At 59.9% G+C, this 13,001-nt stretch carries 12 protein-coding genes; 4 read left to right on the plus strand and 8 right to left on the minus strand.

The genetic code is table 11. The features are described 5' to 3' along the window. The first annotated feature begins 87 nt into the window (after positions 1 to 87). The 4 genes from AC1DFE_RS11565 to AC1DFE_RS11580 all read left to right on the plus strand — a co-directional run bounded on the left by AC1DFE_RS11565 (position 88) and on the right by AC1DFE_RS11580 (position 3,375). Positions 88 to 321: a hypothetical protein gene (locus AC1DFE_RS11565; protein ID WP_214845068.1), complete on the plus strand. Its 234-nt coding sequence runs from the start codon at positions 88 to 90 to the stop codon at positions 319 to 321. A 417-nt stretch (positions 322 to 738) separates the two neighbouring features. Continuing rightward, complete coding sequence (locus AC1DFE_RS11570; RefSeq protein WP_476906021.1) at positions 739 to 1,014, plus strand: hypothetical protein; 276 nt, start codon at positions 739 to 741, stop codon at positions 1,012 to 1,014. Further along, on the plus strand, positions 1,011 to 1,793 hold the full coding sequence (locus AC1DFE_RS11575) for a metallophosphoesterase (protein WP_476906022.1): 783 nt from the start codon (positions 1,011 to 1,013) through the stop codon (positions 1,791 to 1,793). Before AC1DFE_RS11570 ends, AC1DFE_RS11575 begins: the two co-directional genes overlap by 4 nt. 73 nt (positions 1,794 to 1,866) lie before the next feature. Then, positions 1,867 to 3,375 (plus strand): hypothetical protein, encoded by a 1,509-nt coding sequence (locus AC1DFE_RS11580; RefSeq protein WP_476906023.1) that lies wholly within the window; start codon positions 1,867 to 1,869, stop codon positions 3,373 to 3,375. Between the two features lie 95 nt (positions 3,376 to 3,470). On the opposite strand, the gene AC1DFE_RS11585 is transcribed toward AC1DFE_RS11580, so the two are convergent. The 8 genes from AC1DFE_RS11585 to AC1DFE_RS11620 form a co-directional block, all read right to left on the minus strand. Then, entirely contained in the window at positions 3,471 to 4,037 is a 567-nt protein-coding gene (locus tag AC1DFE_RS11585) for a hypothetical protein (protein WP_476906024.1), read from the minus strand. 272 nt (positions 4,038 to 4,309) lie between these two features. Beyond that, on the minus strand, positions 4,310 to 5,665 hold the full coding sequence (locus AC1DFE_RS11590; protein ID WP_476906025.1) for a nucleotide-binding domain-containing protein: 1,356 nt from the start codon (positions 5,663 to 5,665) through the stop codon (positions 4,310 to 4,312). Continuing rightward, complete coding sequence (locus AC1DFE_RS11595) at positions 5,662 to 6,825, minus strand: SAVED domain-containing protein (RefSeq protein WP_476906026.1); 1,164 nt, start codon at positions 6,823 to 6,825, stop codon at positions 5,662 to 5,664. Before AC1DFE_RS11595 ends, AC1DFE_RS11590 begins: the two co-directional genes overlap by 4 nt. A 364-nt stretch (positions 6,826 to 7,189) precedes the next feature. Beyond that, complete coding sequence (nrdF, locus tag AC1DFE_RS11600; protein ID WP_476906027.1) at positions 7,190 to 8,164, minus strand: class 1b ribonucleoside-diphosphate reductase subunit beta; 975 nt, start codon at positions 8,162 to 8,164, stop codon at positions 7,190 to 7,192. Between the two features lie 92 nt (positions 8,165 to 8,256). Continuing rightward, on the minus strand, positions 8,257 to 10,413 hold the full coding sequence (gene nrdE / locus AC1DFE_RS11605; protein ID WP_476906028.1) for a class 1b ribonucleoside-diphosphate reductase subunit alpha: 2,157 nt from the start codon (positions 10,411 to 10,413) through the stop codon (positions 8,257 to 8,259). A 26-nt stretch (positions 10,414 to 10,439) separates the two neighbouring features. Beyond that, a complete protein-coding gene (nrdI, locus tag AC1DFE_RS11610; RefSeq protein WP_476906029.1) occupies positions 10,440 to 10,946 on the minus strand; it encodes a class Ib ribonucleoside-diphosphate reductase assembly flavoprotein NrdI in 507 nt (168 codons plus the stop codon). A 56-nt stretch (positions 10,947 to 11,002) separates the two neighbouring features. Then, positions 11,003 to 11,242, minus strand: a complete 240-nt coding sequence (gene nrdH / locus AC1DFE_RS11615; protein ID WP_476906030.1) for a glutaredoxin-like protein NrdH — start codon at positions 11,240 to 11,242, stop codon at positions 11,003 to 11,005. Positions 11,243 to 11,718: 476 nt separating this feature from the next. Then, positions 11,719 to 12,984, minus strand: coding sequence for a class I SAM-dependent methyltransferase (locus tag AC1DFE_RS11620; protein WP_476906100.1), 1,266 nt, complete (start codon positions 12,982 to 12,984; stop codon positions 11,719 to 11,721). Positions 12,985 to 13,001 lie beyond the last annotated feature (17 nt).

The raw sequence follows: 13,001 nt of genomic DNA on the forward strand, positions 1-13,001 counted from the left end.
ATTCGGCCGACTGAATTCCGGCCACATCTAATTATCCGCCCCTGTCTGTGCATGAGCAACGACGGAGCAATCCCGTAGTCTTGGGGCATGAGTACGCGTACGGCAGTTGAGGCCGTCGTCAAGGAGGCATGTCGCGATGGGGGCGCCCAAGCCGTGGCCAACAAGCTGCTCGGGCTAATGTCGCCGGCCGCAGCGATGCTGTGGCTCAACGGTTACGACGGACAGCTGGGCGGGGCTCAGCCGGTTGTCGTCCTGCGGCTCGAAGGGTCAGAACCCGTCTTAGCAGCTCTTCGTGCCTTCGAGGAAGGTGCTTTCGCCTGACCCTTAGTTCATCGCCGAACAGCTCAACGTCCCGATTCTTTTTGGCGGCGCCCCTCCCCCTCGTGCTGCCAGCGGCCGGATCCCATGTCTGCTGTCGCTGAAATGCGCAGAAATTAATAGCACTAGTCATCTCCTGCGCGGAATGCCGACCAACCGCGCTGCCGAGGGCAGGGTACGGCGAAGACTGTCTCGTCTGTGTCCGGTGGCCGAGAGCACCCAGCTTAGAAACCTCAACGGACCGTCAACAGATCTGCAGGCAGTCCTTCACCGGAGGGCGCCGGCAACCGTGGTCCTCCTTGGCTAAAAGGGCAGGCGCCCGTGACAGGCCGGAACTCACATTTATACTCACTCACGCACAGGGCAGCGGCTACACTCGCAACATGGGCAGGAGCTACGCAATGACGATGCGGGACGCTGGTGACTACCGCAACGGGCAGTGAGTATCTGATCGATCTGCCAGGGAGAACCGTGAAACGGCGGATGGCTACCGCGGCCCCGCTCTATGATTTCCTGGAAGCAACTTTCTCGCAGCTGCGCCGTGACGGGGATACTTTGGAGCTGCTCCTGCTCAAGACCCGGGCGATCGGGATCTCTGCCCTTCGCTGGGTTGTGATCCGCGACGATCGCATGTCGACCCTCAGGAGAACCTCCCCGGTCGTGAAGATCAAGCCACGGGAAGAGCCGGGAGGATGAGCAGCGGGACAAGCGGTTTCCCATTGGTTGTCGTGGGCGACTGGCACGGGCATCAGGGATGGGGACTTACGGCCATACGGTCAGCAGCCCGGGAAGGCGCGAAGGTGATCATTCACGTCGGTGATTTCGGTTTCGATTGGCCTGGCGCCAAACGAAACCGCTACGAAGCCAGACTGAACCGGTCATTGTTTGAGCACGGAATCACACTCATAGTTTCCCCTGGTAATCACGACAACCACGACACCATCGAGAAACTCCGCGTGGAGAGCGACGGCCTGGCCACGTTCCGATCCAACATCATGGTCCTTCCCAAAGGCGGCAGAACGGAAATCGGGGGCCTGCGAATAGGTGGCTTAGGCGGAGCATTCTCTGTCGACAAGGCATGGCGCCAAAAGGGAAAGGACTGGTGGGCAAACGAAGAACCCACAGCCGAAGACGCAGAAAGACTGGTCGCCGGTGGCCCCCTAGACGTCCTCATAACGCACGACGCGCCTGCGGGCGTGCCACTGAGAAGCAACCTCGACCTACCACACGACATGGTCGAACAATCGATGCGCACCAGGTGGCTGCTCCGAACCGTCGTGGACACGCTGGCGCCGCCCCACGTTTTCTGCGGCCACTGGCACCAGAGGGTAGTTCATCAAATGACGCATGCAAACGGATGCGTCACCCGTGTGGACGTACTAAACATGGAAAATTCCCGCTACGGCAACGGGGTTTTGGTATGGCCCGGCACCCCACCGTTGCGTGTCGGACCTCTCGACATCCGCAGCAGCTAGGGCTACGGCCGACTCCCTGCCTTTCGTTGCGGCAATCTGGCACGTCCTCAGAACCTGCTGACAAAATTAACGTATGGCTCCTTCCTCGGCTCTGACCACGCAGCAAGTCTCGGTACTGAAGTGGATTGGTGACGGCCATCCGGAACAAATCCCGCCGGACTACTCGCTCCGCATCTCCGCCAGGGCCCTGGAACGCCGGGATTTAGTAAGGATCAGTGGCCACGGCCCAAGTTGGGCTGCTGATCTCACGGACAAGGGACGCAGGGCGCTCAACAATCCAGAACCAAGCGTCTCATCCTCGCCGTCGCCCGGCAGCCCGATGGAGACTGCGCTGCCCAGGAGCCAGGCTGCAACAACGGCATCCCAGACAACGGAAAGAACCACCGGATTGCCCGGACCCAAACCTATCCCTGCCGCCAAACCGAGGCCCAAGAGCGATGACTTGCTCGCGGCGCTGCTCGCTAATGGCACTGTCCGTTTCGAGCCAAAGCAGTACCAGAGCGTTCAAGCGCAAGTTAGCTACCTGAACCGCAAGGGACTTGTCCCCAAGGAAAAGGTCATTGAAGTCCGGGGACCAGGTTGGGGTTCTGAATCCGGGAAAACAACCCTGAGCGATCGGCCCGCCTGGCAATACCAGCAGCTCGATGACATCGAGATCCCGACATCCCTAAGGAATCCCTCAGACGCTGTGCTTACAATGCAGCGACGCGGTGACCAACTCGACATGAGCGAAAAGTGCTTCCGTCACGCCCTGCTCATCGTTCAGGCGATCAACACAACCTGCACTCAGCGCGGGTACACGATAACGGCACGCGACCGGAACCAATATGACTGGATGAACGGACCGGGCTATAAGAACGATCCCGACTACGCCGGCCACATCGAGGTCGGGATACGAGAAAGCACCTTCGTCCTCGCCCTCAGCCAGGAAAACGCCCAAGCCCCAACGTCACGAGAGGCGCGAACGAACACCGCCAAGGCTGCTGAGCAAGTCAAAACAAGAGCCACGGTCAGAATCCGAATCCTTGGCAGCAGACGGAGCTTCTGGCGCAGTGAATGGACCGAATCCAAGGACGGAACCGGTATCGAATTTCTTCCTCGGTTGTTTCAGGAGCTCGAACTGCGCGCGCAACGAGCCGACGATGAGCGACGCGATGAGGAGGAAAAACGCATCCGAACGCGGCGGGAGTGGGAGGCAGTCAAGGGCAGAGCCAGGGCGCTATTCATCAGGGACAAGAAGCTCGAGCTGCTCTACGACCAGCTACATCGCCGCAAACTCGTCACTGAACTCGAGCTGTACCTGGACGAACTACAGGTCCGCCTAACTGACACAGACGATCGGGGTCGCCCCAACGTATCCGAATGGGTTGAATGGGTATCCACCTACAAAGACGAAATTGATCCACGTCACGGCCCGCTTGCTCTCCCCGGCATCCAAGATCCTTCCGATTCTGACATTGCCCCCTATATGGACGGCTGGAGCACCAGCGGCCCTTACAAGTCGCCACGATCCGAGCAGACTTCCGCTTTGCAGTTTCCCCTACCGCAACCCTGGCATCCGAACCGCAGAGAATGGCCGTGAGCCGTTATCGGTCCCACGCGGCTTGCCCACTCCCCAATGAACGCTTCAAGCAAGACACCGGGCTCCTGACCGCATCAGCAACGGGCTATCGGTGGTCACTCGCTGTTCTGGAGGTCTTCCCGTACCGCGTCCAGGATCTCACCCAAGGTGCCGGAAAAATTCGGCGTATTTCCCTTGAGCGGAAAGGTCAGCCCAAGACCGTTTTCATATTCCACAGTGAATTTCAGGCCCGCGGTCGACGGGTCCCGCTTTTCGTAAGAGGGAGCGTCTGTGATCGTGAGGCTCTTGATGGTATCTCGTCGTATCATATTGACCACGGGACGGGCGGATCCGGCAATGCGAAAAGCAGTGTGAAGCAGCAAGTTGTCTGTTAGCACCACCAGTTCACATTCCTGAGTTTCCCCTTGTCGCTCTGGGGTTAGTCCGGCGACGGCCAGCGTATCTTTTTGGTCCGGCCCGATAGCTGCGGCGAAAGCCGAGAGAGCGGCATCCACATACTGCTTCGGCAAAGGGCCGCCAGGGCCAAAGTGCGGGTTGAGCTCGTCTACGAACGTCTGGCTGGACTGCTCAAACTTGCCGTAAAGACTTGAGACAATTTCCTTGGGTGTGCGCGTCACAATGTCCTTGTCGTTGAAGGGTAATCTCCGCCGGATTGACGGCATGGAAAGATTCTAAGTCACATAACCTGAAAAATTCGTCACAGTATATCTCCACCAACAATACAACTGTCGAAATTAGCAGGGTTTGGCTCAAATGCACTGATTAGGGACGGTTGCTGAAAATCAGAAGGCTAGCCAAGCCCCGGAGCGCTATGCCTGGGTGAGACATCGCCGACGACCACCTAATGCGTCCACGGCATAAGTTGCCTGACTGTCATGTGCCTTATTTCACGGAAGTCCGCAGACGTCTTAAGCCTGACCATTGGTAGTTTGGCTTAGATGATAACAACAGGCTGCCGCGACCGGGCCACGCAAATTCCGTCTTTTATCACATAGCATTCGACGTAATGGCTACCGGCATAGAGCGTGCTTTCCTTTTTCCGCCGTTGGCCCACATCCCGGGTAATCTCACCGCGCAAGGATTGCTTCCGCTCAGCTTCTAAGCCCGAATTTCGAACTTTCCAATACACGTCGAATGGCCCTTTCACGCTGGTCCCTTCTACCGCAAAATGTAGATCACGTTGCTTGCGAACAACTCCCGCGCCTGCTCGTAATGCACGGCGTTGAACGCGATTGAGCTCGCGAGGCGGGGATACGTCACACCTGACGCTGACCGTGTCAGTTATTTGGACAGGGAACATTTCCTCAATGAATCGTTCTTTAGGCGCACGGCGGCCTGTCGAGTTTTTGACCGCCGCACTGGCGGACATGGAGACTGCGTTCACGACTGATTCAGGAAACGCTGGTCCGAACACCTTTCGCCAAGCGGCAATACTCTCGTCGACTGTTGAGGCATCAAACGCTTCGCGGATCTTGGGGGCCAACTCATGAATCCTGTCCCGGAAGGCAGCAAACTGGCTGTCAGTCCAGCGGTGGTTAAAGGACGTCGCCGGGCAGCTCGGGTCGGCGAGATGTGGTTTTGTCCACTGTGACTGTAACCACCGGTCCAAGTCTTCAACCAAATGCAGGAGGGTGGTAGGCACATCTTTGTAGTACTCGCCGTTAAGGTCGCGCCAGCTGTCCACGATGTTTCCAACCATGGTTGTCAGTAGGACTGACTTCAGCTTGAACGCATCCTGATGATCTCTGAGGTACTTAAGGAGCCGGATGGCCTTGCGAAGGTTGCGGTTGGTCAGCCGGTCTTTTTCCTGAATCCATTCGGAGAAGCCGACAGGATTCGTGTCCTCAAACTCGTTAGTATTCCGATTGACGATGACCTGCCGGCCATTCGCCATCACAACATAGGTGATGATGTCGATGTGGCAGTCGTTAGCGTACGTCACCCGGACGCAGCGGTCCTTCTTGGAGCTCATGCCTCCATAGATCGCGTGATCAGACAGCGCGGTGTAGACAGCATTTGCGTAGCTGCGCGGGTTCTCATTCCAGGCTTCATCCTCGCTGAGTTGAACGAGGAAGTCCGCATCGAATTCAAGGCCAACAGCTGGACGGATGATCGTTTCGTGAGCCCATGAGCCCTGCGGGACCGTGTCGAGGACGCGACCGTCCAAGGAATCCGCCGCCTTCAACGCCTCTGTGATGCGGACTACCCTCGTGTCGAGGTCGCCCAGCCGACTCGCGTTCAGGTTCACCGTATCGGTCAACATCTTGCCGAAATACTGCGTCAGTTTCATGATTTCCCAACGTGGATGGCGGGGACGTAGCCGCCGCTCGGCGTACGGTCATAGAGCTGAAGTGATGGATATACATCGCGTGAGAGAACCCGCCCGCACTCCACAGCGGAGGACAAGGGCATAGCTGCGAACACATGGAGGAGACGGACGTGCTTATGGCCCCGACCCTCCATCTCGGCGAGCATCCGTCTGCAAGCATCGCTGAAGGCGTCCAGTGCCCCCGGCCCTGCCAGGACATCTGGGTGTGCAAGCTGATCGACAGCAAGCTCAAACACCGGGAGGTCGCGAACGCCGGGCGGCAACTCATCCCGGTGAATGGTGCCGCTGACGTTGATCACGAGAGTTGCTTCGCAGCTGGCAGGCTCTGGGTCTGGCACGCTGAAGGCAAACGTGGCTGTCCCGTCCGGTTCAGGCCACTTCCAATCGCCGGTGCTCCGGTGCTTCTGATAAACATCGACCGGAACCTGGTCACCCAATTGAGCCCCAAGATAGACCAGGAGCGGCAGGCGGGCGAAAGCGAAGACACTCAAATGGATGATGTCATCGCTGGCGACCGCTTCCGCCGCCTTGGTCTTGACAGCCCTGTCGATTAATTGGCATGCCGCCGCATAATACTCAGGCGACGGCCCGTCTTCGCCGGGTAAACCGCGCAGGTCTATCTCGAGCATGTTCCGCGTGGACAAATCGAACCGCGGCATTCGTCCGGCACTAGCCATCACCGCAGTCGCCACAGCGTCCCGGCCAACCTCGGCTGGGCTTCCGCGAAGCCACCCCAACATCCGAATTGGAGTGGTCCGGTTGTACTCACCGAAGCTCGTAGCTAAAAAAACCTGGTCCTCATGCTTCCGCTTCAATTCACGAAGAAACGGAACCGTAAAAGCATCCCTTGAACCCCACTTGTCGATCTCGCTGTGCTCGTCATCGCAGATAAGCATCAGGTTATCGGCATTGTCCCGCTCCTCATCGGTCAACAACTCGTCCAGGCCCCTAGGCGACTTCGCACTCGCCTTCTGACCAACTATGTGGGCTGCCTGACCGAACGTGAGCTCCCTATAGCCCAACTGGCCCTCAAGAAGATGCCGGCGGCAGATCTGGCAGCGGCCACCAGACCTGACCCACAGCTTCAACCGCTCTGGATCAGGAATCTTGCGCTCCGCCATCAACTACCCTCCGACTATTCTGATGATTGATTGGCCCCATGAGCCGGACCGCAGCACACGAGGCAGTTACCCGGCCGGCATGACCCCACACTGAAGACAAGAACCAGAGAAAATCATGCCCAGCCTTGACCCATCATTCCTAAAGCCAGCCGAGGAACCGGCACCCCGACCACGGCGGCCCAACGTCGCATTTTTCTTATCGTTGGACCACACCCGAAAACAAAGCCAGCTGGTTCAACTGGAATGGAACAGATTCAAGTAGACCGGAATCCGGTCAACTAGAACGGAACAAAGGTCAACTAGTTTGGAATCTCACAGCGGGGCTACATTTCGCAGGGAGAAAGTGTGAAGAGAAGAAGAAGAACTAGAAGTCCCAGTCCTCGTCCTCGGTGTTGACAGCCTTACCAATCACGTAGGACGAGCCCGAGCCCGAGAAGAAGTCGTGGTTCTCGTCAGCGTTCGGTGACAGAGCCGACAGGATGGCCGGGTTCACGTCCGTGACGGAGGCCGGGAACATGGCCTCGTAGCCCAGGTTCATCAGTGCCTTGTTGGCGTTGTAGTGCAGGAACTTCTTGACGTCCTCGGCCAGGCCGACGCCGTCGTAGAGGTCGTGCGTGTACTGGACTTCGTTCTCGTACAGCTCGAAGAGCAGCTCGAAGGTGTAGTCCTTGATCTCCTGCCGGCGCGCCTCGGAGACCTTCTCCAGGCCCTTCTGGAACTTGTAGCCGATGTAGTAGCCGTGCACGGCTTCGTCACGGATGATCAGCCGGATCAGGTCTGCGGTGTTGGTGAGCTTGGCCCGCGAGGACCAGTACATCGGCAGGTAGAAGCCCGAGTAGAACAGGAAGCTCTCCAGCAGCGTCGAGGCCACCTTGCGCTTCAGGGGGTCGTCGCCCTGGTAGTAGTCCATGACGATCTGGGCCTTCTTCTGAAGGTTCTCGTTCTCAGTGGACCAGCGGAACGCCTCGTCGATCTCCTTGGTGGAGGCCAACGTCGAGAAGATGGAGGAATAGCTCTTGGCGTGCACGGACTCCATGAAGGCGATGTTCGTGTACACGGCCTCTTCGTGCGGCGTCAGTGCATCCGGGATCAGGGAGACGGCACCCACGGTGCCCTGGATCGTATCCAGCAGGGTCAGTCCGGTGAACACACGCATGGTGAGCTGCTGCTCGGCCGGCGTCAGCGTGTTCCACGACTGGACGTCGTTGGACAGCGGCACCTTCTCCGGTAGCCAGAAGTTGTTGACCAGGCGGTTCCAGACGTCCACGTCCTTTTCGTCCTGGATGCGGTTCCAGTTGATGGCCTCGACGTGGCTGAGCAGCTTGACCTTCTCGGTCATGTCAATCCCCTAAAAAGTTGGGTTGGTTCTTACTTAAAGCGTACGACGGCGGGCGGCCGCCCGCCGTCGTACCGTTACCACTTAGTTGAAGATTAAAGCATGCAGCTGACGCAGCCCTCCACCTCCGTCCCTTCCAGCGCGAGCTGGCGGAGACGGATGTAGTAGATGGTCTTGATGCCCTTCTTCCAGGCGTAGATCTGGGCCTTGTTGATGTCGCGGGTGGTGGCGGTGTCCTTGAAGAACAGCGTCAGGGACAGGCCCTGGTCCACGTGCTGAGTGGCAGCGGCGTAGGTGTCGATGACCTTCTCGTAGCCGATCTCGTACGCGTCCTGGTAGTACTCCAGGTTGTCGTTCGTCAGGTAAGGCGCCGGGTAGTACACGCGGCCCAGCTTGCCTTCCTTGCGGATCTCGATCTTGGACGCCACCGGGTGGATCGAGGAGGTGGAGTTGTTGATGTAGGAGATCGAGCCGGTGGGCGGGACGGCCTGCAGGTTCTGGTTGTAGATGCCGTGCTCCATGACGGAAGCCTTCAGCTCGCGCCAGTCATCCTGCGTGGGGACATGGATGTCCTTGAAGAGTTCCCTGACCTTCTCGGTCTGCGGCACCCATTCCTGCTCGGTGTACTTGTCGAAGAACTCGCCGGAGGCGTACTTGGACTTCTCGAACCCGCCGAAGGTCTGGCCGGTCTGGATGGCAAGGAGGTTGGAGGCACGGACCGCGTGGAACACCACCGAGTAGAAATAGATGTTGGTGAAGTCCAGGCCCTCTTCGGAGCCGTAGTGGACCCGCTCGCGGGCCAGATAGCCGTGCAGGTTCATCTGTCCCAGGCCGATCGCGTGGCTCTGGTCGTTACCCTTGGCGATGGACGGCACCGAGGTGATGTTGGACATGTCCGAGACAGCCGAGAGCGAGCGGATGGCCGTCTCGATGGTCAGGCCGAAGTCCGGCGAATCCATGGTCTTCGCGATGTTCAGCGAACCCAGGTTGCAGGAAATGTCCTTGCCGGTCTCGTCGTAGGACAGGTCATCGTGGTACGTGGTGGGCTGCGAAACCTGGAGGATCTCCGAGCACAGGTTGGACATGATGATCTTGCCGTCGATCGGGTTTTCCCGGTTTACGGTGTCCTCGAACATGATGTACGGGTAGCCGGATTCGAACTGGATCTCGGCGAGGGTCTGGAAGAACTCGCGGGCCTTGATCTTCGTCTTCTTGATCCGGGAGTCGTCCACCATCTCGTAGTACTTCTCGGTGACCGAGACGTCGGAGAACGGCATCCCGTAGACGCGCTCGACGTCGTACGGCGAGAACAGGTACATGTCCTCATCCTTCTTGGCCAGCTCGAAGGTGATGTCCGGGATGACGACGCCGAGTGAAAGGGTCTTGATCCGGATCTTCTCGTCCGCGTTCTCCCGCTTGGTGTCCAGGAACCGGTAGATGTCCGGGTGGTGGGCATGCAGGTACACCGCACCGGCGCCCTGGCGGGCACCGAGCTGGTTGGCGTAGGAGAAGCTGTCTTCGAGGAGCTTCATCACGGGGATGACGCCGGAGGACTGGTTCTCGATCTGCTTAATCGGCGCACCGACCTCGCGGATGTTGGTCAGGGCGAACGCCACGCCGCCGCCGCGCTTGGACAGCTGCAGCGCGGAGTTGATGGAGCGGCCGATCGACTCCATGTTGTCCTCGATGCGGAGCAGGAAGCAGGAGACCAGCTCGCCGCGCTGCTTCTTGCCGGCGTTCAGGAACGTGGGAGTGGCCGGCTGGAAGCGGCCCTCGATGATCTCGTCCACCATCTGCAGCGCAAGCTGCTCATCGCCGCGGGCCAGGTGCAGGGCAACCATGCACACGCGGTCCTCGTAGCGCTCCAGGAACCGCTTGCCGTCGAACGTCTTCAGCGTGTAGGACGTGTAGAACTTGAAGGCGCCCAGGAAGGTCTCGAAGCGGAACTTCTTCTTGTAGGCGCGGTTGAACAGGTCGCGGATGAAGTTCATCGTGTACTGGTCGAGGGTTTCGCGCTCGTAGTACTGGTTCTTCACCAGGTAGTCGAGCTTCTCCTCGAGGTCATGGAAGAAGACCGTGTTGTTGTTCACGTGCTGCAGGAAGTACTGGTGGGCTGCCTCGCGGTCAGCCTCGAACTGGATCTCGCCGTTCGGACCATACAGGTTCAGCATCGCGTTCAGCTCGTGGTAGCCGAGGCCTTTGTAGGCAGCGGGGAGCGCCGGCTTCTCCTGCTTTTCAACAGCCGTGTCCATGGACGCGTCCTTTCCTTCGGGCCTGGTTACTTCTGTGTCTGCGACAGTCGTGTCCAAAACTCTTCCAATCCTTCTTGTACACGGGAGACGTCTTCCGGCGTACCCATGAGTTCGAACCTGTATAGGTGGGGGACCTTGCATTTGGCGGCGATGATGTCGCCCGCCATGCAGTAGTTGTCCCCGAAATTCGTGTTTCCGGCCCCGATGACACCCCGGAGCAGGCGACGGTTGTCCGGGTTGTTCAGGAATCTGATGACCTGCTTCGGCACTGAACCCTCGCCGCCTGTCCCGCCGTAGGTGGGGACCACGAGCACGAACGGCTCGCAGGCAGCGAGGGGGTCGTCCTTCGCGTGCAGGGGGATCCTGGCGGCGTCCGCACCAAGCTTCGCAATGAAGCGACTGGTGTTCTCGGAGGCCGAGGAAAAGTAGATGAGGCGGCTGCGGGTCTGGTTCACGGGCTGTCTCTGGTTGACGGGCGTCGTGTCCGCAGCCCGGGCTGCGGCCGGCGCATCGGCAAGTGCCGGCGCGGCCATGCGAGTCACCTCATCTGCTTGGGGAATTCCCTGCCGGAAACGGCGTGGGCGCAGCCTTAGGCCACGGAGGCGCTCAGCGCCAGCTCCTCGATCTTGTCCGGGCGGAAACCGGACCAGTGGTCCTGGTCTGTGACGACGACCGGCGCCTGCATGTAACCGAGCGACTTCAGGCGCTCAAGGGCGTCCGCGTCCTGGGAGATGTCCACGCTCTGGTAGGCGATGCCCTTCTTGTCCAGTGCGCGGTAGGTGGCGTTGCACTGTACGCAGGCCGGCTTTGTGTAAACCGTAACGGTCATGGTTCCTGTCCCCTTTGTTGAAGTCACTGCTGCTGCACTCTTCTGAGACCTTGCTGGTGTCTCTGTCTTTAAATCTCTGGCATCGTAGCGGTGGACTCTGCCCGGACCTTACCGCCCAGTACTGGCTGCGCCGGTCTCCCGCTCAATCTGTATGTCGATACTACATGTAGTGCGCGGCCCCGGATGGGACCCCAAGATGATGTATTACAAGTATGTCATTTAATGCGCTTTTAATCCACAGGCCGGGGCCGTCAAAATGTCCGGATTTCCGGGTTTTTGGCGGACGGAATCCACACCCTGTGGAGTAGTTAGCCACAATTAAACGCCAGCGTGTCGTCTCGCAGACGGCGTGTCGCGGCACCTCCGCTAGCCCCTTTTGAGTGCTCCCGGACACAACAGCGGGGGTCCCGAAGCATGCTTCGGGACCCCCGCTGTGATTAAGCAAACGCCGAACTGGAGCTGTGCCTCCCGGCGGGTCAGAGCTGCGCCTCCCGGCGGTCCAGGACGATCTGCTGCACGTCCAGGTATCCGGACTGGAAGCCGGCCCGTGAGTAGCACAGGTAAAACAGCCACATCCGCTGGAAAACCTCGTCGAATCCGAGACCGCGCACTTCCCCGGACCGCTGCAGGAACCGCTCCTCCCACAGCCTGAGGGTGGCGGCGTAGTGATCGCCCATCCCCCGGCGCTCCCGCACCCTGAGTGTGGTGTGCTGCTCAGTGACGCTCTCGATCGCCCGCACGGACGGCAGGAACCCGCCCGGGAAGATGTACTTGTGCACCCAGGTGTAGGCGTTGCGGGTTGCGAGCATCCGACCGTGCGGCATGGTGATGGCCTGGATGGCCACCTTGCCGCCGGGTGCCAGCACCCGGTCGATGGTCTGGAAATAGACGGGCCAGTATTCATAGCCCACCGCTTCGATCATCTCCACGGAGACGACGGCGTCGTACTCGCCTTCCACGGCGCGGTAATCCTGCAGTCCCACGGTGACCTGGCCGGAGAAGCCGGCTTCCTCGATACGCTGCTGCGCGAGCGTCTGCTGTTCGCTGGAGAGCGTGACCGTATATACGGTGGCACCCCGGGCTGCGGCGCGGAGGGCAAGTTCGCCCCAGCCAGTGCCAATCTCAAGCAGCCGGGTGCCCTCCCCCACGCCGGCCTTGTCCAGCAGCCTGTCGATCTTGGCATGCTGCGCTGCAGCCAGGGCGTCCCAGTCCATCTCTGCCAGCTGGCCCTCCGATGCTGGGAAGAGTGCTGAGGAGTAGCTCATGGTGCCGTCCAGGAAGTTGGCGAACAGTTCGTTGGAGAGGTCGTAGTGGCGGGAGATGTTGCAGCGGGTATTCTGCTCGGTGTTGCGTTCCTGGCGGGGCGCCCGCGGCAGGTACAGGCTGCGGAGCTTCTGCAGGGGCACGGGGATGAGCGTGTCCACGGAGGAGGCAAAGACCTCCAGGACGGCGGCGAGGTGGGATGCTTCCCAGTCCCCCGCCATGAAGGACTCGCCAAGCCCGATCAGCCCATTGTCGCCGATCCGGACCGCGAAGTCCTCCGGACGCACCATGGCCATCACCGGACCGCCGGTGCCCAGCACCGTCCCGTCGGGGTACTCCACGCGCAGCGGCAGGCGGCGGACCGCGGCCCGGAACAGAACGTCGGCAGCCTTGCCGGCCACCTGCGCCTTGATCCCAGCGGGCGGGCTGGCGACGCCGGGCCACACCTGCGCGTCGATCGCGTCCGGCGCCGGTGGCACCCGGAAGGCGCCGGATG

The sequence above is a fragment of the Arthrobacter sp. 05T423 genome, from assembly GCF_056396245.1.